We start from the raw sequence: 25,114 nt of genomic DNA on the forward strand, positions 1-25,114 counted from the left end.
GCCAACTGATGTTGATTAAAAAATGATTAAATAATTTGACTGGTTGAATCATGAAAATCTCAAAACTACAGCTCATTTATCTGGCAGCATTATCGATGCTTGGCTTCGTTGCTACCGATATGTATCTGCCAGCATTCAAAGCGATGGAAATCGACTTTGCAACAGGCCCTGAGCAAATTGCGCTCTCTTTAACGGTATTCCTCGTTGGTATGGCGATTGGCCAGCTAATGTGGGGATTGGCATCCGATAAATTTGGCCATCGTAATACACTCGCAGCCGGGTTGGTGCTATTTACTATCGCGTCATTCGGTTTGGCTTTCTGTGATCAAGTATGGCAACTACTCACACTGCGCTTTATCCAAGCTATCGGTGTGTGTGCACCAGCCGTGATCTGGCAGGCTATGGTCATTAAGCGCTACTCAAGCAGTAGCCAACAAATTTTTGCGACAATCATGCCACTCGTCGCGCTATCACCAGCACTAGCACCTCAATTAGGGGTTGTGTTGGCAGATAACTTCGGCTGGCACAGTATCTTTATTACGCTAACACTAGTTGGCGTCTTTTTGGTCTTTGCGACCATGGCACAAAAAGACGAGAAAGCAGAAATCAAACAAACCAGTATGTCTGCCGACATCAAAGCGCTGCTGAGTTCTAAAAAATACCTTGGCAACGTGTTTATGTTTGCGACGGCTTCAGCTGCATTCTTTGCTTACCTAACTGGGATGCCAGAAATCATGGCGCAACTGGGCTACGAAGCAAAAGATATTGGTTTGAGCTTTATCCCACAAACCATCGCGTTTATGGCTGGTGGCTACTTAGGTAAAGTAGGCGTTCGAAAATTTGGTGATGAAAAGGTTCTGCGCCAACTGATTGGCCTATTTAGTGTCGCGGCATTAATGATTTTCATTGCTTCACAGTGGGAGCTGTCATCGATTTGGCCTATTCTTGCGCCATTCTGTTTGATTGCCGTTGCTAACGGCGCACTGTACCCAATCGTGGTAAACCGTGCACTGGCCAGCGCACAACAGAGCCCTGCAACAGCAGCAGGTCTGCAAAACAGCCTGCAAATCTGTGTAAGTAGCTTCTCAAGTGCATTGGTAGCCGCAATGGCAAGCCAAGCTCAGATGGTTACTGGCATCGCAATCATCATCTGTATGGGTGGGCTGTGGATGGGATACATTCTGTCGAATCGCGAATTATCCAAGCACTTTACGACTCCTGACAACGCCCGAGTCGTGAGTGAAGACGAACTTTAATCGTTCAGATAATAAAAAGAGCCGCGCAATGCGGCTCTTTCTGTTTATAAGCTTTTCAACCCCCATTTCTTGGCAGTCTGCTTAAAAAAGCCTTGAGTCTTTTTCAACTCTACCCAGTGATTGATGTAATTAATCCATACTTGATCGTCTTGCGGCAACAACATAGCAATTGGGGTTGGTTTACGCGGTGCGGTCACTGGCACTATCGCCAACTGTTTAAACTTATCCACCAACGTCGCTGCTTCCACATTGGACGTCACCGATACATCGGCCCTGCGAGCTAGTAGTTCTTGGAAGTCGCGCGCTGGCGCTTCAATAACAATATGCTGAGCAGACGGGAAGAACTCTTTCACCATTTTTTCTTGTACCGTACCTAACGTCGCTGCGACTTTTACTTCTGGTTTATTAAAATCCGCCCAATCAGAAAATTTGGCGAGATCTTTCTTTTGCACCACAGGTACAAAGGCAAGGTAGAAATACGGCTGGCTGTATCCAGCTACTTTCGCGCGCGACATGTTCAGAGATGCGCTGCCAGTAATATCGTATTTGTTGGCGGTAATGCCATTAACTAGCGTCTTCCAATCCGTGGGCACATACTCCACTTTTACACCGAGATCTTTAGCAAGTTCTGTTGTTACATCGATATCGAAGCCACGATAACTGTTTGTCGCGGGGTCTTTCATCGTCATCGGATTCCAATCTCCCGTCGTTCCAACTCGGAGTACGCCATTGTCTAAAATGGATTGAAGACGGCTTTCAGCGTGAGCGACTTGAGTCGCAGCAAGCAAACACATTCCTAGCACTAGTAAAATCTTTCTCATTTTTATTCCCTTAAAAATAATGACCTTATACGGTTTAATAATTAACCTTTATTAGAGCTCTACTGATAACATAGCAGCAACAAAGGAAGTTTTTTAGTTAATTCAGGGAGTAAATGTGACGTTTCGAACTCTATGGCTGTTTTCACTGCTATTACTCACTGGTTGTTCAGATTATCAATGGGGCTGGTATGTACTTGACCCTTCGACGGATCAAGGGCTCACCAATCTAAAGTTTTTAATCGCTGGGTTTAATGACACCATTCAGGTATCACTCCTCAGTATGTTATTTGCGATGAGCTTGGGCCTGATCGTTGCGTTACCCGCTCTGTCGGACTCTGCCTCTCTGAAGTGGATAAACCGTATTTATGTCGAGGTGATCCGTTCAGTGCCAGTTTTAGTCTTACTACTTTGGGTGTATTACGGCATGCCTACGCTATTGGATGTCTCACTCAATCACTTTTGGGCGGGTGTTATTGCACTGACTATCGCTGAGAGCGCGTTTATGGCGGAAGTATTTCGCGGTGGAATACAAGCTATCAGCCGTGGCCAGCATGAAGCGGCTGAATCTTTGGGCTTAAGCTATTGGCAAAAGATGCGCTTGGTAATTCTTCCCCAAGCGTTTCGGCAAATTCTCCCACCACTGGGCAATCAATTCGTCTACATCCTCAAGATGAGTTCTTTAGTCAGTGTGATTGGTTTAAGCGATCTCACTCGCCGTGCTAATGAGCTGGTGGTGAATGAATACTTACCCCTAGAAATTTATACCTTCCTCGTTTTGGAGTACTTGTTGCTCATCCTATTTGTATCTCAAGCCGTTCGTTGGCTCGAAAAACGTATTGCCATTCCTAGCTACTAGCGATGAAGCCTTAGCTAGAAACAACAAAGCCGCTCTTGTTGAGCGGCTTTGACAATATAGAGACAGAGTGTAGGTAATGCTTATTTTTGTTTTACAGGACGCTGCCAGCCAGTAATTTTGCGCTCTTTGACGCGAGTAATTACTAACTCACCTTCTTCAACATCTTTTGTTAGTGTCGTGCCTGCACCGATGGTTGCGCCATCAGCGATAGTGACAGGCGCCACCAGCTGGCTATCAGAACCAACAAAAACATCATTACCGATGATGGTTTTAAACTTGTTCGCACCATCGTAGTTACAAGTGATAGTACCTGCACCGATGTTAGTACGTTGACCGATCTCTGCATCACCTAAGTAAGTTAGGTGGTTCGCTTTTGAACCTTCTCCGATGCGCGCATTTTTCACTTCAACGAAGTTACCCACATGGGAATCGTTACGCATTTCAGCACCAGGACGAAGGCGAGTAAATGGACCAACCGTACATTCTTCACCAACCGTTGCACCTTCAATCACACTGTAAGGGCGAACGATGGTGTTGTCGTCGATTTCACAATCTTTCAGTACACAACCCGCACCGATAACCACGTTATCACCCAGTGAAACTTTACCTTCGATGATAACATTTACGTCGATTTCACAGTCCATACCGCACTGTAACTCACCACGCAAATCAAAGCGTGCTGGATCGCGTAGCATGACACCTTGCTCTAGTAGTTTCTGAGCTTGCATTGACTGGAAAGCACGCTCTAGACGAGCAAGCTGTGCGCGGTCGTTGACCCCTTCCACCTCAATGGCATTGACTGGGTGTACTGCCTCAACGGCACGACCTTCATCGTGTGCAGCTGCAATAACGTCAGTTAGGTAGTATTCGCCTTGTGCGTTGTTGTTGTTTAAGCCAGACAACCAACGCTTAAGATCCCCACCAGTCGCAACCATCACGCCAGTGTTGATCTCTTTAATTTGTTTTTGTTCTTCTGTTGCATCTTTTTGCTCAACGATCGCCACAACAGGACCATTCTTACGGATAATACGACCGTAGCCTGTCGGGTTATCTAGAATCACTGTTAGTAGTGCAATACCGCCTGTTGGCTGTGCATCTAATAGGTTTTCAATCGTTTCAGCTGAAATCAGTGGAACATCACCGTAAAGCACCAGTACTTTTTCATCGTCTTCAAACTTCGGAGACGCTTGATCAACCGCATGACCTGTCCCTAACTGCTCCGCTTGAAGCACCCAATTTACAGGCTCTTCTGCAAGAGTGGTTTGCATTTGATCACCACCGTGGCCAAAGACCAAGTGGATATTTTGTGCACCTAGACCTGTACATGTATCAATCACATGTTTTGCCATTGGCTTACCTGCCAAAGTGTGTAGCACTTTAGGCATGTTTGAATACATACGGGTACCTTTACCCGCAGCAAGGATCACAGCACTGAATTTCATTAATAACCTATTGACGTTCTATTTTAATTGGGCGTTATTTTAAACACCTTGGAAGGATTAGTTAATGGTGGGATGTAAATTTCCAACTAAAATTAATCAAAAAGGCGACCAATTGGCCGCCTTTTTTCATGCAACGTTGCTAATTGAGCTTAGCGACGCTTTTTTGTCAGCTCGATAACTCGTAGCTGAGCAATGGCTTTAGCCAGTTCACTGGCCGCTTGTGCGAAGTCCATGTCACCATGCTGATTCTGGATTTGCTCCTCAGCGCGGCGTTTGGCTTCTTCTGCCTTCGCTGCGTCTAGCTCTTCACCACGGATAGCTGTATCAGCTAGTACAGTCGCTGTACCAGGCTGAATCTCTACCATACCACCAGAAACATAAATAATTTCTTCGTGGCCGTGCTGTTTCACAATACGCACCATACCAGGCTTGATAGCGGTCAGCAGCGGTGTGTGACCATGGAAAATACCAAGTTCACCTTCGCTACCGGTCACCTGAAACGTTTCAACACGACCAGAGAAGATTTTCTTCTCAGCGCTTACTACGTCTAGGTGAAAGGTTATTGCTGCCATATCGCCTCCTAGTTAGCCTTATAGCTTCTTCGCATTCTCAATAGCATCGTCGATGCTACCGCAGTACATAAATGCCTGCTCAGGAATGTCGTCGTATTCACCAGCTAGTAGGCCTTTAAAGCCACGTAGAGTCTCTTTTAGAGGTACGTAAATACCAGGGTCACCTGTAAATACTTCTGCTACGTGGTAAGGCTGAGTTAGGAAACGCTCAATCTTACGTGCACGAGATACAACTTGCTTATCTTCTTCAGATAGCTCGTCCATACCTAGGATAGCAATGATATCTTTCAGCTCTTTGTAGCGCTGAAGAGTCTGCTGAACACCACGAGCAACTTCGTAGTGATCTTGACCAACGACTAGTGGATCAAGCATACGAGATGTTGAATCTAGTGGGTCGATCGCAGGGTATAGACCCATTGCAGCGATGTTACGGTTAAGTACAACCGTTGCATCCAAGTGCGCGAACGTTGTTGCTGGAGACGGGTCAGTCAAGTCATCCGCAGGTACGTATACCGCCTGTACAGACGTGATAGAACCTGATTTCGTTGACGTGATACGCTCCTGAAGTACACCCATCTCTTCTGCAAGAGTTGGCTGGTAACCTACCGCAGAAGGCATACGACCTAGTAGTGCTGATACCTCTGTACCTGCAAGTGTGTAACGGTAGATGTTATCAATGAACAGTAGTACGTCACGACCTTCGTCACGGAAACGTTCTGCCATTGTTAGACCAGTCAGTGCAACACGTAGACGGTTACCTGGTGGCTCGTTCATCTGACCGTAAACCATCGCTACTTTTGATTCTTCAGGCTTCTCAACGTTTACAACGCCCGCTTCCTGCATCTCGTAGTAGAAATCGTTACCTTCACGAGTACGCTCACCAACACCAGCAAATACTGATAGACCTGAGTGCTGTAGTGCGATGTTGTTGATAAGTTCCATCATGTTAACGGTCTTACCTACACCTGCACCACCGAATAGACCGATTTTACCACCCTTAGCGAATGGACAAATTAGGTCGATTACTTTAACGCCCGTTTCTAGAAGTGCAATTTCGTTTGATTGCTCTTCGTAGCTTGGTGCACTACGGTGGATAGAGTAAACCTCTTCCGCACCCACTTCACCACGCTCGTCAATCGCGTCACCTAGGACGTTCATGATACGACCTAGAGTTTTAGTACCTACTGGTACTGAAATTGGAGCGCCAGTGTTAACCACTTCGACTCCACGACGTAAACCATCAGAGCTACCCATTACGATACAACGAACTACGCCACCGCCTAGCTGTTGTTGAACTTCAAGAACTAGACGCTCTTTTGAGTCCGTTACGTTTAGAGCGTCATATACACTAGGTACATTGCTCTGTGGGAACTCTACGTCGACTACCGCACCGATGATCTGTACGATCTTACCTGTAGCCATCGTTAATCCTCTAAACTATTTCGTTTTACCTAAGCTTAAACCGCAGCTGCACCACCAACGATTTCTGATAGTTCTTGTGTAATCGCAGCCTGACGGGCTTTGTTGTACACAAGTTCCAAATCGTCAATCAAACTGGTTGCGTTATCCGTTGCAGCCTTCATCGCAATCATTCGAGCCGCTTGCTCACAAGCAAGGTTCTCAACCACACCTTGGTATACCTGAGACTCTACGTAACGCACTAATAGCGTATCCAGTAGAGGTTTTGGTTCAGGCTCATAGATGTAGTCCCATGAATGCTCACGCTGCATCTCTTCGCTGTCCGATTTAGGCAAAGGTAGCAATTGATCGATCGTTGGTTGCTGAACCATAGTATTTACAAACTTGTTGAATACTACATATAGACGGTCCAGTTCACCTTCATCGTATTTCTTCAGCATTACGCCAACAGAGCCGATTAGGTCTTGTAGGCTTGGATTATCTCCAAGACCAGAAACCTGTGCCGCAACTTTTGCGCCACCATGTTTAAAGAAAGCTGTTGCTTTTGAGCCAACAACGGCTAGCTCAATCTCAGCACCTTTCTCTCTCCATGCTTGCATGTCTGTAACGGCTTTTTTGAACACGTTAATGTTCAAACCACCACACAGACCACGGTCTGTCGAAACGATGATGTAACCAACACGTTTAGCTTCACGCTCTTCTAGGTACGGATGACGGTACTCTAGGTTTGCGTTAGCCACATGACCGATCACTTTACGCATTGTTTCAGCGTATGGACGAGAAGCTTCCATTGCATCTTGAGAACGACGCATTTTTGAAGCTGCTACCATTTCCATCGCTTTCGTAATTTTCTGAGTGCTTTTAACACTACCGATTTTATTACGTATCTCTTTTGCGCCGGCCATCGTTACTCTCCGTTAGTTGGTGGCAGAAACTGCCACCGACCTAATTACCAAGTTTGGGTTGCTTTGAAGTCGTCAGTCAGTTTCTTCAACTGAGCTTCGATTTCATCGTTGTAAGCGCCAGACTTGTCGATCTCAGCTGCTAGTTCAGCGTATTGACCGCGAGCGTACGATAGTAGAGCCGCCTCGAAATCTAGAACTTTGTTAAGTTCTACATCATCAAGGTAACCGCGCTCTGCCGCGAAGATAGTTAGAGCTTGGTCAAATACAGACATTGGAGCGTACTGCTTCTGCTTCATTAGTTCTGTAACTTTTTGACCATGGTCTAGCTGTTTCTTCGTTGCGTCATCAAGGTCAGAAGAGAACTGAGCAAATGCCGCTAGTTCACGGTATGCAGCTAGTGCTGTACGGATACCACCTGATAGTTTCTTGATGATTTTCGTCTGAGCTGAACCACCTACACGAGATACTGAGATACCAGGGTCAACAGCAGGACGAACACCAGCGTTGAATAGCTCAGTTTGTAGGAAGATCTGACCATCGGTAATCGAGATTACGTTAGTCGGTACGAATGCTGAAACGTCACCTGCTTGAGTTTCGATGATAGGAAGAGCAGTCAAAGAACCAGTCTTACCTTTCACTTCACCGTTAGTGAAACGCTCTACGTACTCTTCGTTTACACGAGCTGCACGCTCTAGTAGACGCGAGTGTAAGTAGAATACGTCACCTGGGAATGCCTCACGGCCTGGTGGACGTTTAAGTAGTAGAGAGATCTGACGGTAAGCTACCGCTTGCTTAGATAGATCATCGTAAACAATCAGTGCGTCTTCACCGCGATCGCGGAAGTATTCACCCATCGCACAACCTGCGTAAGGCGCTAGGTATTGAAGCGCAGCAGATTCAGAAGCTGATGCAACTACAACGATAGTGTTTTGTAGTGCGCCGTGCTCTTCTAGCTTGCGAACAACGTTAGCGATAGTCGATGCTTTCTGACCGATTGCTACGTAGATAGAGAAAATACCAGAGTCTTTCTGGTTGATGATCGCGTCGATCGCCAGTGCTGTTTTACCTATCTGACGGTCACCGATGATAAGCTCACGCTGACCACGACCGATTGGGATCATTGAGTCAACTGACTTATAACCAGTTTGCACAGGTTGGTCTACCGATTTACGGTCGATTACACCTGGTGCGATCACTTCTACAGGCGAAGTCATTTTCGCTTCGATTGGACCTTTACCATCGATAGGCTCACCCAGCGTGTTTACTACGCGGCCTAGTAGTTCTGGACCAACTGGCACTTCAAGAATGCGACCAGTACCTGTAACTTTCATGCCTTCCTTAAGGTCAGCATATGGGCCCATTACAACCGCACCAACCGAGTCACGCTCAAGGTTAAGTGCCAGTGCATAACGGCCACCCGGTAATTCAATCATTTCACCTTGCATCACGTCCGCTAGGCCGTGGATGCGGATGATACCATCGCTTACCGATACGATAGTACCCTCGTTGCGAGCTTCACTAACAACTTCGAAAGATTCGATACGTTGTTTGATCAGATCGCTAATTTCCGTGGAATTAAGTTGCATGCTCCAATCCCCATTAAGACTGCAATGCATCGCTCAGGCGGTTCAAACGACCACGCGCTGAGTCATCGATGACTAGGTCTCCGGCTCGAATAATAACCCCACCAAGTAGGGTCTCATCTACACTGCAATTCAGCTTCACTTTGCGTTCAAGACGCTTTTCAAGTTTGCTGCCAATGTTTGCAAGTTGTTCATCAGAAAGCTCTGTTGCTGAAATTACTTCAACATCAATTTCTTTCTCATGTTCTTTTTTCAGAGTAAAAAACTCTTTACAAACATCAGGAAGGGCCGCTAAACGACCATTCTCAGCCATTACCTTCATAAGGTTTTGACCGTGCGCATCAACTTGTTCACCGCAAACTGCAACAAAAATTTCTGCCATTTTATCAGCAGAAACCGAACCCGTTAGTAGTTCGTTCATTTGTTCGTTTTTGGCCACTTCAGCAGCAAAAGATAACATTTGGCCCCATTGGTCCAACTGGTCTTTCTCTAAAGCAAAGTCGAAGGCTGCTTTAGCATAGGGGCGTGCGATAGTAGTCAAATCAGACATATGCGCCCCCAGACTTAAAGTTTTGCAGTAATGTTGTCGAGAATATCTTTTTGCGCATCTTTATCGATAGAACGCTCAAGGATTTTCTCAGCACCAGCTACAGCCAGAGTAGCAACTTGTTTGCGCAGCTCATCGCGTGCACGATTGCGTTCAGCTTCAAGTTCTGCTTCTGCTTGCGCTAGGATTTTCTGGCGTTCTGCCTGAGCTTCCTCGCGAGCTTCATCAAGAATTTGAGACTTACGCTTGTTCGCTTGTTCGATGATCTCAGTTGCTGTGCGCTTCGCTTCTTTCAATTGATCAGAAGCGTTGGCTTGTGCTAGATCCAAGTCTTTCGCAGCACGTTCTGCTGCTTGAAGACCATCAGCAATTTTCTTCTGACGCTCTTCGATCGCTTGCATCAATGGTGGCCATACATACTTCATGCAGAACCACACAAATAGTGCGAACGAGATTGCTTGACCTAGCAGAGTTGCGTTTATGTTCACAACAGCTACCCCTCTATTTGGACTTAGTGTTAATCAGTGACAAGCGATAATCGCCCGTCCCGAGTTAAAGGTGATTAACCTAGTTGACCAACGAATGGGTTTGCGAAAGTGAATAGTAGCGCGATTACGATACCGATCATTGGAACCGCATCAAGTAGACCCGCGATGATGAACATCTTAACTTGTAGCATAGGAGCCATTTCTGGTTGACGTGCAGCACCTTCTAGGAATTTACCACCTAGCAGTGCGAAACCAATCGCTGTACCAAGAGAAGCAAGACCGACGATAATACCTACGGCGATTGCAGAAAAGCTCAGTAAAGTTTCCATTACTATCTCCAATTTATAGTTGTTGGCTTAGTGCCCAAATAAAAAGCTTTAAAAAAATTAATGATCAGGATCTTCGTGTGCCATTGACAGGTAAACAATTGTCAACATCATGAATACGAAGGCTTGAATCGTAATAACCAAGATATGGAAGATTGCCCACGGTAGTGAACCCATCCATTGTAAGTACCATGGTAGCATTGCCGCACAAAGAATGAATACAACCTCACCCGCGAACATGTTACCGAATAGACGCATACCAAGTGATAGAGGTTTCGCTAATAGCGATACCACTTCAATTAGTAGGTTAAACGGAATCATCAGTGGGTGATTGAATGGATGTAGTGCAAGTTCTTTTGCGAATCCACCTAGACCTTTTACTTTGATGCTGTAGTAAATCATCAATGCAAAAACGCCTAGAGCCATAGCCATGGTGATATTCACATCAGCAGACGGTACAACCTTAAGGTAAGGAATACCTAGCCAATGCTCTGCTGGGTATGGTAAGAAGTCGATAGGAACTAAGTCCATCACGTTCATCAAAAATACCCAACAAAAGATAGTCAGTGCTAAAGGCGCGATCAGTGGGTTGCGTCCATGGAACGTGTCTTTGACGTTATCGGCGACAAATTCAACGATCATTTCTACAGCACACTGAAGCTTACCCGGTACACCCGCTGTTGTTCTCTTTGCTACTTTGTAAAAAATTCCGAGGAAAATTAAACCAGTAAACCAAGAAAAAAACAGGCTATCGATATGTACGTTCCAGAAACTTGTCTCCGACCCTACTAAACCCAACTTGTATAGCGATAGGTTAGAAAGGTGGTGGGCAATGTAACCGGACGATGTTAGCGCTTCACCTGGCGCAGCCATAACTCATCCTATTTTTTGTTGTTAATGAATAGCACTGGTGCACAGATATTAATACCTAGTACCAGCAAATAGGTTAGTTTGAGGGGAACAAGTTCCACCTGCATATACATGTAGGCAACATAGAACAGTGCAACCGTGATGAGAATTTTCAGTACTTCACCCGTATAGAAGGAAGCAGCGATGCGCTTGGCAGCGCGAGCTCCACTAAACATGAAAGCACACAGCGCGAATACTGCATTGGCAACAACAAAAATGCCTCCGCCAATCAGCGCTGAAAATCCCCAGTCAGGATTTATGGCTACCGCCATTCCTGCTGCCACAAAAATAACCGCGCCAGACTGGATCATTAACAATTGCCTTGCGAGCTCTCGTCCTGGTCTAGCTAACGCAGCTACCATGTATTCGTACCTCTAGTAATATCCACTTCGCACTTAACTCTCTGTGCTGGGAAATTGGCGAAAATTATACGTTCAGTTCAACGTAAAGCAATTCGATTGCATCAAAAACTTACAGTTTTGTTTACAAAACGACAACTTTCGCACAAAATTCGATTAATTCGATTAATTGACCTAAATCAATTATCTCATCTAGGCCTCAAGCTTGGCAATTAGTTGGTCCAATTTGTGAGGCTCATCAAGACTTATCGTCAATTTCGCTTTTCCGTTTGCAGAACGGGTAAGAGAAACTTTTGCATCAAGCAGCTGACTCAATTTATGCGACATTTGCTCGGCTTCGGTATCCTCTTGTTGCCCTTTTTGCTCATTTTGTGGGGCTAAGCACTTTTTTACTAACTGTTCGGTTTGGCGAACAGTCATTTGCTTCTTAGCCACTTGTTGAGCTACTTCGACTTGCTGTTCGCCTTCTAACGCTAACAGAGCTCGAGCATGACCCATTTCCAATTTTTTATCTGCAACCAGACCTTTTACATCAACTTCCAACTGATTCAGACGTAATAGGTTACTCACCGTCGTTCTTGATTTACCAATCACATCGGCCACTTGTTGATGTGTCAGCGTGAATTCATCTTGTAGACGTTCAAGCGCTTGGGCTTCCTCAATCACATTCAAGTCTTCACGTTGAATGTTTTCAATCAACGCCATGGCGATGGCGGCACGATCTTCAACTTTTTTCACCAAACACGGCACGCGTTTTAAACCCGCCTGCCTTGCAGCACGCCAGCGGCGCTCACCTGCGATGATCTCAAACTGACCATTTTCGACCTGGCGAACCACGATTGGTTGAATAATGCCTTGTGATTGAATCGAAGCCGCTAGTTCTTCTAGCGCTTCAGGCGCCATATCTTTACGCGGTTGGTATACGCCCGGTTGCAATTGACCAATCGCTAAATCGGTTAACTCTCCGTCTGCCGATAATTCTTGGCTATGCGATGCAATATGCTGTTTTTCACGAGCAAACGAACTGGTCGACAATAACGCATCCAGTCCTTTTCCGAGACCACGCTTAGACATGGGATTGAATTCCTTAGGTTAGAGTTAAACTGGGATTTCTTCGCGGCGGAGCATTTCGCCCGCTAGAGCAAGATACGCTTTGGCACCTGCGGAGTACTTATCGTAGTACATTGCTGGCTTACCGTGACTTGGCGCTTCAGCCAAACGAACATTACGCGGAATGACAGTACGGTAAACTTTATTCCCAAAGTGTTTTTTAAGTTGATCGGATACTTCATTCGATAAGCGGTTGCGTGGGTCGTACATGGTACGCAATAAACCTTCGATTTTGAGGTTTTCATTCACAACAGCCGCTAACTTGCTGATTGTATCCATAAGAGCAGTTAAACCTTCTAACGCAAAGTATTCACATTGCATCGGCACCAACACAGAGTCAGCTGCCGCCATCGCATTGATTGTAAGAAGGTTTAGAGAAGGAGGACAATCAATAAAGATGAAATCATAGTTATCGCGAACTGACGACAATGCATTTTTTAGACGCACTTCACGAGCGAAAACTTCCATCAATTTGATTTCTGCCGCGGTTACGTCTCCGTTCGCCGCGATCAAATCATACTTCCCTGTTGTTTGGGTACAAACGACTTGATCGAACGGTGTATCTTCGACCAAAAGATCGTATGCGGTGGCGTCGACCATATACTTATCCACGCCACTGGCCATCGTAGCATTGCCTTGCGGGTCGAGATCGATCACCAAAACCTTGCGCTTTGTTGCCGCCATCGAAGCCGCTAAGTTAATGCACGTTGTTGTTTTGCCGACCCCACCTTTCTGGTTGGCTATTGCTACAATTTTACCCACGATTACCTCGCTAATTTTCCTTGCGCGATAAGATTACTAGATGACGATCACCTTCCAACTCAGGAACAGCCAAAGATATGATCTCTGTCACACTGCACCATTCAGGAAGCTGATCCATTTCATCTTTAGGGTGCTGTCCTTTCAGCGCTAGAAACACCCCGTGCTCTTGTTTCGGCAAATGGTGGCACCATTCCACCATGTCTGTCATTGAAGCAAAAGCTCGACTCAAAACGCCATCAAATTTTTCTTCAGGTTGGAATTCTTCGACGCGACTTTGAATTGGTGTCACGTTTTTAAGCCCTAATGTGTGCACGACTTGCTTGATAAAACGGATGCGTTTGCCAAGACTGTCGAGCAAAAAGAAGGTTTTCTCAGGGTTCATGATTGCCAAAGGGATGCCCGGTAACCCCGGACCAGTACCAACATCAATGAAGCGCTCACCGGGCAGGTGTGCGCTTACAACGATACTATCAAGAATATGTTTCACTAACATATCAAGCGGATCACGTACCGATGTTAAATTGTACGCTTTGTTCCATTTGTCGAGCAGTTCGACATAACCAACTAACTGCTCTCGTTGCTGTTCTGACACTTCCAAATCGGTTTTCGCGATCAGTGAATCCAGCTTTGTTCGCAATGCGCTCATTATTCTTCCTCACCTTTCTTCAGCAAACCATGCTTTTTCAAGTGAACAAGTAGAATAGAAATTGCAGCAGGCGTAATACCAGAAATGCGTGATGCAATACCGATGCTCTCTGGTTTGGCCTCGCTCAGTTTAGCAACGACTTCGTTTGATAAACCTTTTACATCGCGGTAATCCAAATCAGCAGGTAACTTGGTATTTTCGTGACGCAGTGATTTTTCGATCTCTTCCTGCTGACGCTTGATGTAACCATCGTATTTCACTTGAATTTCAACTTGCTCAGCCGCTTGCTGATCTTCAAGTGCAGGAGCAAACGCTTCAAGTTGCGTCAGTTGCGAATAAGTGATCTCTGGACGACGCAGAAGATCCTCACCACTCGCTTCACGGGCCATTGGGGTTTTCAGCAGCTTGTTCAGCTCATCAACACCCTCTGACTTCGGATTCATCCACGTTGCTTTCAAACGCTGACGCTCCGTTTCCATATTGTTGATTTTCTCGTTAAAGCGAGCCCAACGAACATCATCAATCAAGCCTAGCTCGCGCGCTTTTTCCGTTAAACGCAAATCGGCATTATCTTCACGAAGTAGCAGGCGGTATTCCGCACGAGAAGTGAACATGCGGTACGGCTCTTTGGTACCCATGGTCGATAAGTCATCAATCAACACGCCCATGTAAGCTTGGTCACGACGTGGGCTCCAGCCTTCTTTGTCTTGGCTAAACAAGCTTGCGTTTAGACCGGCCATCAAGCCTTGCGCTGCGGCTTCTTCGTAGCCAGTCGTACCATTAATCTGGCCAGCAAAGAACAAACCATGGATGAACTTCGTCTCGTACGTTTGCTTCAAATCACGTGGATCGAAGAAATCATATTCAATCGCATAACCTGGGCGAACGATGTGTGCATTTTCAAACCCTTTCATTGAGCGCACGATTTGTACTTGCACATCAAATGGCAAGCTGGTCGAGATACCATTAGGGTATAACTCGTGCGTGGTTAGGCCTTCTGGCTCAATGAAGATTTGGTGGCTGTTTTTGTCAGCGAAACGCATCACTTTGTCTTCTATAGACGGACAGTAACGAGGACCAATACCTTCAATCACACCTGCGTACATTGGACTGCGATCCAAGTTACTACGGATCACATCGTGAGTTTGTTCATTGGTGTGGGTGATGAAACATGGAATCTGACGCGGATGCTGTTCACGTTTGCCCATGAACGAGAATACAGGCGTTGGGTTATCACCGTGCTGAGCTTCTAGCACTGAAAAATCAACAGTACGAGCATCAATGCGCGGTGGAGTACCTGTTTTTAAACGATCCACACGGAACGGCAGTTCACGCAGTCGATCCGCTAATGCGATCGATGGTGGATCCCCGGCACGACCACCAGACGAGCTTTCCATACCTATGTGGATCTTACCACCAAGGAAGGTACCCACGGTTAGCACAACGGCTTTTGCATGGAAGCGAAGTCCCATTTGAGTTACCACACCAACTGCGCGATCTTGTTCAACAATCAGATCATCAACTGATTGTTGGAACAACGTTAAGTTAGGCGCATTTTCTAATGCATTACGAACGTACGCTTTGTACAGAGCGCGATCGGCTTGAGCTCGAGTTGCTCGTACTGCAGGACCTTTGGAGGCATTTAGTGTACGAAACTGAATACCTGCATGGTCGATGGCTTCAGCCATCAAACCGCCCATAGCATCTACTTCTTTTACTAAGTGACCTTTACCAATACCACCGATCGCCGGATTACAAGACATCTGGCCTAATGTATCGATGTTATGGGTAAGGAGAAGCGTTTTTTGTCCTGTGCGTGCAGATGCGAGCGCGGCTTCCGTTCCTGCGTGTCCGCCACCGACAACAATGACGTCAAAGTTTTCGTGATAAAGCATGAACTGACCTCAGGTATTCAAAGGGATTTAATGGACAGATAAAGGAGCCGTATTTTACCTGCTTTATGCCAGAGAGAAAAACGTTTTCTCGTTTTATCCGTTTTAAGCTTCAAGATAAATATATATAAGATCTATATATATGATCTTTTATTAGATCTACTATTAGGATCGACCGTTTCTGTGGATAACCTAAAAATGATCAACAAGATCATGGATCTTCTTTGGATCATATCTTGTGATCATGATTGGATCAGATCGAGGATTACCTGGGATCAAAAGTGGCAGTTATGCACAGGGGATAAAATTGATCAAAGTTGTTATTGGGATAACTAAAGGAAAATCACTGGATCTTATTGTAGTTATCCACAGTCTGTTTGGTTGGTTTTTGAGCGGTTAAACAAAATAATTTGGTGGGAGTTATTCACATGGGAGAAAACAGAGCCGAATTTCGACTCTGTTGAAGGGAAAGTCGTGAGTTTAAAAACGTTCGATATTCTCTTTTAACCACATCTCTGCGGCGTCTTCTGGCACATCATGGCTCAGTACATCGATTTTAAAGCAATCTGCGAGAGGGGTTGCACCAATATCCTCTAATAAATCATAAGCGTGTTGACCAGCGGCACAGAACGTATCGTAGCTAGAGTCACCAATCGCAATCACCGCAAATTTTACATCAGTCATTTTTGGCGGTGTATTTTGTAATGCTGCGATAAAAGGTTGGATATTATCAGGATACTCACCAGCTCCATGTGTAGAGGTGATCACCAACCACGTACCTTGATTTTCGATATCACTGAGGGAAGGCTGGTTGTGGATCGTTGTTTCAAATCCATTCTCGTTGAGTAGATCACTCAGGTGATCCCCTACGTATTCTGCGCCACCTAACGTGCTGCCTGTAATAATGTGGATCATACTTCTTCCTTATTGAATGCGACGGCTAAAGCTCATGGATGGCTTGCCGTACAAAAAGAAACGCGGTGTGAGTTAAGCTCAGCACCGCGCGTTCGATTATTTACTTCCCGATACAGAATGAAGAGAAGATTCGTCCCAGTAAGTCGTCAGAACTGAACTCACCGGTAATCTCATTGAGATGTTGTTGGGTGATGCGTAGCTCTTCAGCCAATATTTCACCTGCCATATAGCCTTCAAGCTGCTCCTGGCCTATTTGAAGGTGCTGTGCGGCACGCTCTAATGCATCGAGATGACGACGACGAGCCATAAACCCACCTTCACTGTTGCCAGAGAAGCCCATACACTCCTTGAGATGATCGCGCAGAGCTTCAACCCCTGCACCAGTCTTCGCTGACAAACGGATAAGAGTAGGGTTATTGACGTGGCAGATCCCCATATCTTCACCCGTTTGATCCGCTTTATTACGGATCACAGTTATGCCAATGTTGTCTGGTAGGCGATCCACAAAATCTGGCCAGATATCTTTCGGATCGGTGGCATCGGTTGTTGTGCCATCCACCATGAACAACACGCGGTCTGCTTGGGCTATTTCATCCCACGCACGTTCGATACCGATTTTCTCTACTTCATCGGAAGCATCACGCAAACCTGCTGTATCAATGATGTGTAGTGGCATGCCATCAATATGGATGTGCTCACGCAGTACATCACGCGTGGTTCCTGCGATGTCGGTTACGATTGCAGACTCTTTACCCGATAGTGCGTTTAGTAGGCTTGATTTGCCCGCATTTGGACGACCCGCAATCACGACTTTCATCCCTTCACGCATAATAGCGCCTTGGTTAGCTTCTTTGCGCACCGCATCTAGGTTGTCGATGATGGCTTGTAGGTCACCAGCCACTTTACCGTCGGCCAAAAAGTCGATCTCTTCTTCAGGGAAGTCGATGGCTGCTTCAACATAGATACGCAAATGAATCAGCGACTCAACTAAGGTATTAATACGGCCTGAAAATGCGCCCTGTAAGGATTGCAGCGCCGATTTTGCGGCTTCTTCAGAACTGGCATCAATGAGGTCTGCAATCGCTTCGGCTTGAGCTAGGTCGAGTTTATCGTTCAGAAATGCGCGCTCAGAGAACTCACCAGGACGAGCTGCTCGAATACCATCTATACCTAGAATACGTTTTATCAGCATATCCATCACGACAGGGCCGCCATGGCCTTGCAGCTCAAGTACGTCTTCACCTGTAAATGAGTGCGGGTTAGGGAAGTACAGTGCGATGCCCTGATCAAGCACAGTGCCATCTTCTGACTTAAACGGCAGGTACTCTGCGTAGCGGGGCTTTAGTGTTTTGCCAGTGACTTCTAACGCCACTTGGTTGGCTTTAGGGCCAGAAACTCGAATAATACCGACACCGCCACGACCAGGCGCGGTCGCTTGAGCGACAATCGTATCTGTAGTCATAATTTTGCCTTTTGAGCTGGGCTATAGGGAAGATACCTAGGGAGCCATCACAATTAATTAGCTGAATTGTAATCAGCCAAAAACAAAAAGGCGACCTTTTGGCCGCCTTTCTCAATCATTTCCTAAAAGGTTACTTGCTGTGTAAGCCTTTTTTCTCTAATCCTTTGTAGATCAGAGTTTGCTGGATAAGCGTTACGATGTTCGACACCAACCAGTACAGAACGAGACCTGATGGGAAGAACAAGAAGAAGAAGGTAAACATAACCGGCATAAAGGTCATGATCTTCTGCTGCATTGGATCCGTTACTGTTGTCGGGCTCATCTTCTGGATTAGGAACATAGACGCACCCATCAGTAGCGGCAGGATGTAGTAAGGGTCCTGCGCTGAAAGGTCATGAATCCAACCGAAGAATGGAGAGTGACGTAGCTCAACCGATTCCATTAGTGCCCAGTATAGTGCGATGAAAATAGGCATCTGTAGGATAAGAGGTAAACAGCCACCTAGTGGGTTCACTTTCTCTTTCTTGTACAGTTCCATCATTTCTTGGCTCATGCGCTGACGGTCATCACCGATGCGCTCACGCATAGCTTGCAGCTTAGGCTGAAGCATACGCATTTTCGCCATAGACGTGTATTGCGCTTTTGTTAGTGGGTACATTGCACCACGAACGATGAAGGTCAGACAGATGATTGCCACACCCCAGTTGCCAACAAAGCTCTGGATGAATGAAAGCAACATATGAAGAGGCTTCGCAATGAACCATAACCAGCCGTAGTCCACTACTAGGTCTAGGTTAGGTGCCACTTCTGCCATTTCATCTTGCAGTTTTGGACCAACCCAAAGTGTTGCTTCAAACTTAGCCTGATCGCCTGTTGCGATAGTTTTGTTCGGCATACGAACGCCGATGTCGCCGAGGTTGCCAATTACACGAGTGTATAGGTTAGTACCTGGTTCGTTACGTGGGATCCAAGCTGCGGCAAAGTAGTGCTGAATCATTGCTGCCCAACCTTGGCCATCGGCTAGGTTAAGAGACAGGTTGCGATCCTGCATATCATCAAAGCTGTACTTCTTGTAACGCGTATCTTCTGTTGAGTATGCGCCACCACGGTAAGTAGGCATTGTGATGCTACCACCATCGTCCATTAGGTTTTGACGTAGGTGAGCGTACATACCAAATGTTGCGTTGTTGCCTGAGTTGTTCACTACATCGTATTCAACATTAAGCGCGTAGCTGCCGCGTTTAAAGATGTAAGTTTTGGTGTATTCGATACCGTTTGCAGTGAATGTCATCGGAACGCGAAGTTCATCTTGACCGTCAGCCATTGTGAAGCTGTCTGCACTTACGTTGTAGTGAGGGCGATTTGTGCTGCTCAAGTCGATACCTTGAGGGCCCACTAGACCGCTTTGAGCGATAAATTGGTGACCTTGAGCGTCTTTAAGCAGAACAAAGGAATCTGATGAATCTAACTCAGCAGAGTATTCGTTAAGGTTGGCATGTACCACATCGCCACCAACGGTGTCGATCGACAGAGTTAAAACATCAGTCGTTACTGTGATAGTTTTTGCAGAAGCTTGCTGTTGACCAGGAACTGGGTCAAGTTCATCAGCAAAAGATGGTGCAGGTAGAGTGCTGCTTGATTGAGCCTGTTCAACTGCTTGAGGTTCTGGATTCTTTGCAACTTGCCATTGTTGAAACAGCAAAAAAGAAACCAGGGCCAAACCGATGAGCAGGATATTACGTTGAGAATCCATCGTTAGTTATCTCTGTCTTGTTTTTGGACTGGTGGAACGGGGTCATACCCCCCTTCATTCAAAGGGTGGCATTTTAATAGACGTTTGCCTGATAACCAACATCCTTTTACAAAACCGTGAGCTCTCAAAGCTTCTAGCGCGTAAGTGGAACAGGTTGGTGTGAACCGGCAACGAGGACCAATCAAAGGGCTGATAAACCAGCGATACAGATAAACGAGCCCAATGGCTATCCACGTGAAGGGCGAGACAGGCGTTGCCATAGCTTATCAAACAACTTAAAAATTTCCTCATTGCTTAAATCTTGCGCGCTTTTCTTCGCAATCACAACAAAATCTTTGTTTGGAAGCTGATGTTGATTGTTACGAAAGCTTTCACGAGCCAAACGCTTAAATCGGTTACGACCGACAGCCGTTTTGATTTGCTTTTTGGGAACCGCTAAACCTAATCGTGGGTGAGAAAGTTTGTTATTGCGAGCAATGATGGTGAAATGAGGCGAGCCAGCTCGATGAGCTTGCTGGAAGACGTTTTGATAATGCTCGGGAGTTAACAAACGTAACTCCCGATTAAACGCGTACGTGTTCAAAATAAACTAGCGATTATTTTGATAGGCGCGCACGGCCTTTTGCACGACGTGCGTTGATAACTTTACGACCGTTCTTAGTTGCCATGCGAGCACGGAAGCCGTGAGTACGCTTGCGCTTTAGAACTGTAGGTTGAAAAGTGCGTTTCATGATAATTACCTTTACTGATCAGTAGTTTTAGGTTCTTGTTAAACCCGGCGTGGGTATTTGCTTTCTTATATAAAGAAGCTCTTTATATAGAGAAGGACAACCGACGCCTCTCAACAAAGAGGCGGAATTGTAATCACACTCACATAATGTGTCAATGACTCAATGAGTACGAAATTCCGGCCGGGCGATTATACGTAGTGTGAGTAAAATCTCAAGGATCAATCGATCCTGATGCTTGATCGTTACTCTATTCCTACTTGGTTAAGGAATTTTTTCAAACGAGGATCTTGTGGATTATCGAAGATATCCTGTGGAGAACCTTGCTCAACGATATTGCCTTCCGCCATGAAGATCACTCTATCAGCGACTTCTTTCGCGAATTGCATCTCGTGCGTCACCACCAGCATGGTTTGATGCTGATTAGCTAACTTCTTCATTAATGAGAGAACTTCACCGACCCATTCAGGATCCAGCGCAGAAGTTGGTTCGTCAAACAACAGCAGTTCTGGTTGCAGCGCCATCGCTCGGCCGATACCCACACGTTGTTGTTGGCCGCCAGACAATGCCGCTGGATAACTATCGCCTTTATCCCCAAGGCCGATGTCATCCAGAATTTGTTGCGCTCGTTTGAGAGCATCGGCTTTTTTCCAGCCTCGAACGGTCACTAGACCTTCGGCAATGTTCTGGCGCGCATTCATGTGGGCAAACAGGGCATAGTTTTGGAACACAAAGCCAGTTCGACGACGCAGCGCTAATACTTCGGCTTTAGTGTGTTTTTGAGTATCAACGGAGATGTCATCTATCGTGATACGACCTTCATCTGCCTGCTCTAGAAAGTTCACCGTACGCAGCAAGGTTGATTTACCCGTTCCACTTGAGCCGATAATCACGATGATCTCACCTTGCTTAATATCGAGGTCGATGCCTTTCAGCACTTCAGTCTCACCAAAACGTTTGTGAATATTTTCTAACTTAATCATCGTACGTACGCCTTATTCAGTTTTGCTTCTGCCCAGATTTGTACGCGAGTCAGAATTACCACCACGCCCCAGTAAATAAGAGCAACCGCAAGGAAAGCTTCAAAGAAACGGAAACTTGATGAGGCTTCCATCTGTGCTTTCGCCATGATTTCGGCCACACCAAGCGTGAAAGCGAGAGACGTTGACTTGATCATATCGATGAAATAGTTCATCAATGAAGGCAGTGCGACACGCGTTGCTTGAGGTAAAATCACTCGGCGCATTGCTTGGGATGTCGTCATACCGACCGATAAGCTCGCTTCCATTTGGCTGCGATCAATGCCAATAATGGCGGCACGAATACTTTCCGCCATATAAGCGGCAAAGTGCAGCGTTAAACCGATCACCGCTGCTGAAAAGGCGTCGATACCGACCATCAATGGAAAAATTTGCGGTAAGCCGTAGTAAAGCAGGAAAAGCTGAACCAACAGTGGGGTGCCACGGAAGAAGCTGATGTACAGTTGGCTTAATTGATCCAGAACTGGCAGTTTAAATACGCGAATATTGGCTAAAATGACGGATAAAATCAGCGAAAACACCAATCCCCATGTCGCCATTTCCATGGTTGTGCCAAGATATTTCAGCAATATCGGCAGCAGTTCCAACATGTAATTAAAGTCAAATCCCATACGGCTTACCTAAAGGCTAGAGAAAAGAAAAGGTGGAAAACAAGTTCCACCTTTACGTAAGTTTATTTTAGTCCGAGAGTGATACCACTTTGCGGCCTAAAGTACAAAGAGTTCTTATTTCGTGATGTCAGCGCCAAACCACTTCACGGAAATTTTCTCTACTGTACCATCTGCGCGCATCTCAGCCAGTGCTTTGTTTACTTCTTCTTGCAGCTTACGACCTTTCTCGTTGTCAACGAAAGGCCATGCGTTTTGAATTGTCTCAAACGGTTCGCCTGCCAATTCCAGAGGAAGGCCAGTTTTCTTAATCAGCTCTAACGCAGAAAGACGATCCATTACAAACGCGTCTGCACGACCGAGCGCCACGTCATGTTCGATACCTGTGTCGTACGTTTTAATGTTGATCTTGCCGTCTTTGTCGTATTGACGCAGCAGTTGCTCAAAGTTAGAGCCTAGGTTCACCGCAACGGTTTTGCCCGCAAGATCGTCAACACCTTTGATGCTGTCGTTGCCTTTACGCACGGTAATTTGTGCGCCATCTACAACGTAAGGGTCAGCAAATAGGTATTTAGCTTTACGCTCATCAGTCATGGTGATTTGGTTGGAGATCGTATCGATACGACCAGTTTCTAAAAGACCAAATAAACCAGAGAAGTTGGCTGTTACGTATTCGATTTTGTAATCGTTACGTTTACCGATTTCATCCCACATGTCGACTTCAAAGCCTTGTAGCTTGTCTTGCTTTACAAAAGTAAACGGGAAGTAGCGACCTGACATACCAACTTTGACTTCAGTAGCGGCTTGTACGGTTGCTGCCGACAGTGCAATGGCTGCAACGGCAACCTTAATCCAGTTTTTCATAATACATCTCCATAATTTTATGGTTGGAAATACTACTGTTAGTTAGCTCAATTAAATAAATAACCAAGAGCAATAACCTAGACCTGTGAGTTATTAGATAATAGAAGAAGAATGTTAAATGTGACGAAAATGCGAACTGAACCTAGCGAAATGATCGACAAAATCAGCATTGGGAATAAAATAATACACAGACTTATCACCAATCGCTCGATCTTGTTAATTTTGCCCAATTGTGGATCGTTGTGTGGGCAAATTTGGGGCAAGGTGTGTTGATCTCATCAAGTTTGCAGAAATAATTGTGAATAACTTGGATCTTATTCACTGGAACGTCGATCAATCGCTGGCGATCTTGGTTATCAACAGGTAAAATTGCCAGTCTTTTCCGATAATTCAATTACTCAGTGGGGGCACCGTGTCATCTTCGCTTTGGCTGCAATGTTTGCAGCAGCTTCAAGAAGAGCTACCAGCTACAGAATTCAGCATGTGGGTTCGTCCGCTACAAGCGGAGCTCAATGACAATACTCTCACTCTATTCGCGCCAAACCGCTTTGTGTTGGACTGGGTGCGTGATAAGTATCTGAACAATATTACTCGCTTACTGCAGGAATACTGCGGTGGCGATATTCCTAACTTACGTTTTGAAGTGGGGAGCCGACCTGTCTCTGCACCAAAACCAGCGCCGACACGTACGCCTGCAGATGTGGCTGCCGAGTCATCTGCACCTGCGCAATTACAGGCGCGTAAGCCAGTACACAAAACCTGGGATGACGACGCTCAAGCGATTGCGGCTATCAATCACCGCTCAAACATGAACCCAAAACACAAGTTCGATAACTTTGTTGAAGGTAAGTCGAACCAACTGGGTTTGGCTGCGGCGCGTCAGGTATCGGATAATCCTGGTGCAGCATACAACCCGCTGTTCCTATACGGCGGCACGGGCTTGGGTAAAACGCACTTGTTGCATGCGGTGGGCAACGCGATTGTGGATAACAACCCGAACGCAAAAGTGGTCTACATGCACTCAGAACGTTTTGTGCAAGACATGGTAAAAGCGCTGCAAAACAATGCGATTGAAGAATTCAAACGCTACTACCGCAGCGTGGATGCGCTCCTTATCGATGACATCCAATTCTTTGCTAATAAAGAACGTTCACAAGAAGAATTCTTCCATACCTTCAACGCACTATTGGAAGGTAATCAGCAGATCATTCTAACGTCTGACCGTTATCCTAAAGAAATTAATGGCGTTGAAGATCGTCTTAAATCTCGCTTTGGTTGGGGTCTTACTGTTGCGATCGAGCCACCTGAGCTTGAAACGCGTGTGGCGATCTTGATGAAAAAAGCCGAAGATCACCAAATCCACCTTGCTGATGAAGTGGCATTCTTTATTGCCAAGCGTCTGCGTTCGAACGTTCGTGAGCTCGAAGGTGCACTGAACCGTGTTATCGCGAACGCGAACTTTACTGGTCGTCCAATTACGATTGATTTTGTTCGTGAAGCGCTGCGCGATCTGCTTGCTCTACAAGAGAAGCTGGTGACGATCGATAACATTCAAAAGACCGTGGCGGAATACTACAAGATTAAAGTAGCGGACTTGCTATCTAAGCGTCGTTCTCGTTCTGTAGCGCGTCCTCGTCAGCTGGCTATGGCGTTAGCAAAAGAACTAACCAACCATAGCTTGCCTGAAATTGGCGATGCGTTTGGGGGCCGCGATCATACGACCGTACTTCATGCTTGTCGCAAGATTGAGCAGCTGCGTGAAGAGAGCCACGACATTAAAGAAGATTACTCTAACTTGATTCGCACCCTGTCTTCGTAATCGGTTAGAATAACGGTATTCTAAGCAAATCA

The 25,114-nt window shown here is 45.9% G+C and carries 27 protein-coding genes; 3 read left to right on the plus strand and 24 right to left on the minus strand.

Translation table 11 applies throughout. The annotated features are described in order from the left end of the window. Window positions 1-50: 50 nt before the first annotated feature. Entirely contained in the window at window positions 51-1,256 is a 1,206-nt protein-coding gene (gene punC / locus R7O13_RS21365) for a purine nucleoside transporter PunC (protein ID WP_005378946.1), read from the plus strand. Window positions 1,257-1,300: 44 nt separating this feature from the next. Here punC and R7O13_RS21370 read toward each other — a convergent pair whose 3' ends face one another. Continuing rightward, window positions 1,301-2,077 (minus strand): transporter substrate-binding domain-containing protein, encoded by a 777-nt coding sequence (locus R7O13_RS21370; protein ID WP_005378944.1) that lies wholly within the window; start codon window positions 2,075-2,077, stop codon window positions 1,301-1,303. Between the two features lie 115 nt (window positions 2,078-2,192). Between R7O13_RS21370 and R7O13_RS21375 the strand changes: the two genes are divergently transcribed. After that, window positions 2,193-2,933 (plus strand): amino acid ABC transporter permease, encoded by a 741-nt coding sequence (locus R7O13_RS21375; RefSeq protein WP_005383852.1) that lies wholly within the window; start codon window positions 2,193-2,195, stop codon window positions 2,931-2,933. 80 nt (window positions 2,934-3,013) lie between these two features. Here R7O13_RS21375 and glmU read toward each other — a convergent pair whose 3' ends face one another. The 23 genes from glmU to R7O13_RS21490 all read right to left on the minus strand — a co-directional run bounded on the left by glmU (window position 3,014) and on the right by R7O13_RS21490 (window position 23,263). Beyond that, a complete protein-coding gene (gene glmU / locus R7O13_RS21380) occupies window positions 3,014-4,375 on the minus strand; it encodes a bifunctional UDP-N-acetylglucosamine diphosphorylase/glucosamine-1-phosphate N-acetyltransferase GlmU (RefSeq protein ID WP_213867296.1) in 1,362 nt (453 codons plus the stop codon). Between the two features lie 149 nt (window positions 4,376-4,524). Beyond that, the gene (locus tag R7O13_RS21385) at window positions 4,525-4,947 is read right to left on the minus strand and encodes a F0F1 ATP synthase subunit epsilon (RefSeq protein WP_005378937.1); all 423 of its coding nucleotides are present in this window, start codon (window positions 4,945-4,947) and stop codon (window positions 4,525-4,527) included. A gap of 18 nt (window positions 4,948-4,965) precedes the next feature. Continuing rightward, window positions 4,966-6,369: a F0F1 ATP synthase subunit beta gene (atpD, locus tag R7O13_RS21390; RefSeq protein ID WP_005383849.1), complete on the minus strand. Its 1,404-nt coding sequence runs from the start codon at window positions 6,367-6,369 to the stop codon at window positions 4,966-4,968. A gap of 35 nt (window positions 6,370-6,404) precedes the next feature. Continuing rightward, a complete protein-coding gene (gene atpG, locus R7O13_RS21395) occupies window positions 6,405-7,271 on the minus strand; it encodes a F0F1 ATP synthase subunit gamma (protein ID WP_005378932.1) in 867 nt (288 codons plus the stop codon). A gap of 44 nt (window positions 7,272-7,315) precedes the next feature. Beyond that, window positions 7,316-8,857 carry a F0F1 ATP synthase subunit alpha gene (gene atpA, locus R7O13_RS21400; RefSeq protein WP_005378931.1) on the minus strand — a complete coding sequence of 514 codons (1,542 nt, stop codon included), beginning with the start codon at window positions 8,855-8,857 and terminating at the stop codon, window positions 7,316-7,318. A gap of 13 nt (window positions 8,858-8,870) precedes the next feature. Then, window positions 8,871-9,404, minus strand: coding sequence for a F0F1 ATP synthase subunit delta (gene atpH / locus R7O13_RS21405; protein ID WP_138939885.1), 534 nt, complete (start codon window positions 9,402-9,404; stop codon window positions 8,871-8,873). 14 nt (window positions 9,405-9,418) lie between these two features. Beyond that, window positions 9,419-9,889: a F0F1 ATP synthase subunit B gene (atpF, locus tag R7O13_RS21410; RefSeq protein ID WP_005378929.1), complete on the minus strand. Its 471-nt coding sequence runs from the start codon at window positions 9,887-9,889 to the stop codon at window positions 9,419-9,421. 74 nt (window positions 9,890-9,963) lie between these two features. Further along, window positions 9,964-10,218 carry a F0F1 ATP synthase subunit C gene (gene atpE, locus R7O13_RS21415; RefSeq protein ID WP_002540812.1) on the minus strand — a complete coding sequence of 85 codons (255 nt, stop codon included), beginning with the start codon at window positions 10,216-10,218 and terminating at the stop codon, window positions 9,964-9,966. 57 nt (window positions 10,219-10,275) lie between these two features. Then, window positions 10,276-11,088, minus strand: coding sequence for a F0F1 ATP synthase subunit A (gene atpB / locus R7O13_RS21420; RefSeq protein ID WP_005378922.1), 813 nt, complete (start codon window positions 11,086-11,088; stop codon window positions 10,276-10,278). Window positions 11,089-11,096: 8 nt separating this feature from the next. Further along, on the minus strand, window positions 11,097-11,486 hold the full coding sequence (locus R7O13_RS21425; protein WP_005378921.1) for a F0F1 ATP synthase subunit I: 390 nt from the start codon (window positions 11,484-11,486) through the stop codon (window positions 11,097-11,099). 189 nt (window positions 11,487-11,675) lie between these two features. Further along, a complete protein-coding gene (locus R7O13_RS21430; RefSeq protein ID WP_005383840.1) occupies window positions 11,676-12,557 on the minus strand; it encodes a ParB/RepB/Spo0J family partition protein in 882 nt (293 codons plus the stop codon). A 24-nt stretch (window positions 12,558-12,581) separates the two neighbouring features. Continuing rightward, window positions 12,582-13,355: a ParA family protein gene (locus R7O13_RS21435; protein WP_005383838.1), complete on the minus strand. Its 774-nt coding sequence runs from the start codon at window positions 13,353-13,355 to the stop codon at window positions 12,582-12,584. A 10-nt stretch (window positions 13,356-13,365) separates the two neighbouring features. Next, window positions 13,366-14,001, minus strand: coding sequence for a 16S rRNA (guanine(527)-N(7))-methyltransferase RsmG (rsmG, locus tag R7O13_RS21440; protein WP_005378902.1), 636 nt, complete (start codon window positions 13,999-14,001; stop codon window positions 13,366-13,368). After that, the gene (mnmG, locus tag R7O13_RS21445; protein ID WP_005378901.1) at window positions 14,001-15,896 is read right to left on the minus strand and encodes a tRNA uridine-5-carboxymethylaminomethyl(34) synthesis enzyme MnmG; all 1,896 of its coding nucleotides are present in this window, start codon (window positions 15,894-15,896) and stop codon (window positions 14,001-14,003) included. Before mnmG ends, rsmG begins: the two co-directional genes overlap by 1 nt. A 477-nt stretch (window positions 15,897-16,373) precedes the next feature. Next, the gene (gene mioC / locus R7O13_RS21450) at window positions 16,374-16,808 is read right to left on the minus strand and encodes an FMN-binding protein MioC (RefSeq protein ID WP_005378900.1); all 435 of its coding nucleotides are present in this window, start codon (window positions 16,806-16,808) and stop codon (window positions 16,374-16,376) included. Window positions 16,809-16,908: 100 nt separating this feature from the next. Continuing rightward, window positions 16,909-18,270 carry a tRNA uridine-5-carboxymethylaminomethyl(34) synthesis GTPase MnmE gene (gene mnmE, locus R7O13_RS21455; protein WP_005383836.1) on the minus strand — a complete coding sequence of 454 codons (1,362 nt, stop codon included), beginning with the start codon at window positions 18,268-18,270 and terminating at the stop codon, window positions 16,909-16,911. 130 nt (window positions 18,271-18,400) lie between these two features. Next, on the minus strand, window positions 18,401-20,023 hold the full coding sequence (yidC, locus tag R7O13_RS21460; RefSeq protein ID WP_005383834.1) for a membrane protein insertase YidC: 1,623 nt from the start codon (window positions 20,021-20,023) through the stop codon (window positions 18,401-18,403). Window positions 20,024-20,025: 2 nt separating this feature from the next. After that, on the minus strand, window positions 20,026-20,283 hold the full coding sequence (yidD, locus tag R7O13_RS21465; RefSeq protein WP_005378822.1) for a membrane protein insertion efficiency factor YidD: 258 nt from the start codon (window positions 20,281-20,283) through the stop codon (window positions 20,026-20,028). Further along, window positions 20,250-20,573 carry a ribonuclease P protein component gene (gene rnpA, locus R7O13_RS21470; RefSeq protein ID WP_005394102.1) on the minus strand — a complete coding sequence of 108 codons (324 nt, stop codon included), beginning with the start codon at window positions 20,571-20,573 and terminating at the stop codon, window positions 20,250-20,252. The genes yidD and rnpA overlap by 34 nt, the downstream gene beginning before the upstream one ends. 46 nt (window positions 20,574-20,619) lie before the next feature. Further along, a complete protein-coding gene (rpmH, locus tag R7O13_RS21475; RefSeq protein WP_005378825.1) occupies window positions 20,620-20,754 on the minus strand; it encodes a 50S ribosomal protein L34 in 135 nt (44 codons plus the stop codon). Between the two features lie 242 nt (window positions 20,755-20,996). Next, the gene (locus tag R7O13_RS21480; protein WP_005378827.1) at window positions 20,997-21,734 is read right to left on the minus strand and encodes an amino acid ABC transporter ATP-binding protein; all 738 of its coding nucleotides are present in this window, start codon (window positions 21,732-21,734) and stop codon (window positions 20,997-20,999) included. Then, window positions 21,731-22,402, minus strand: a complete 672-nt coding sequence (locus tag R7O13_RS21485) for an amino acid ABC transporter permease (RefSeq protein ID WP_005378829.1) — start codon at window positions 22,400-22,402, stop codon at window positions 21,731-21,733. Before R7O13_RS21485 ends, R7O13_RS21480 begins: the two co-directional genes overlap by 4 nt. A 114-nt stretch (window positions 22,403-22,516) precedes the next feature. After that, window positions 22,517-23,263 carry an amino acid ABC transporter substrate-binding protein gene (locus tag R7O13_RS21490; protein WP_005378831.1) on the minus strand — a complete coding sequence of 249 codons (747 nt, stop codon included), beginning with the start codon at window positions 23,261-23,263 and terminating at the stop codon, window positions 22,517-22,519. A gap of 412 nt (window positions 23,264-23,675) precedes the next feature. Between R7O13_RS21490 and dnaA the strand changes: the two genes are divergently transcribed. After that, window positions 23,676-25,082 carry a chromosomal replication initiator protein DnaA gene (gene dnaA / locus R7O13_RS21495; RefSeq protein WP_005378835.1) on the plus strand — a complete coding sequence of 469 codons (1,407 nt, stop codon included), beginning with the start codon at window positions 23,676-23,678 and terminating at the stop codon, window positions 25,080-25,082. The last annotated feature ends 32 nt before the right edge of the window (window positions 25,083-25,114 follow it).

It is taken from the genome of Vibrio sp. Y176 (assembly GCF_033438945.1).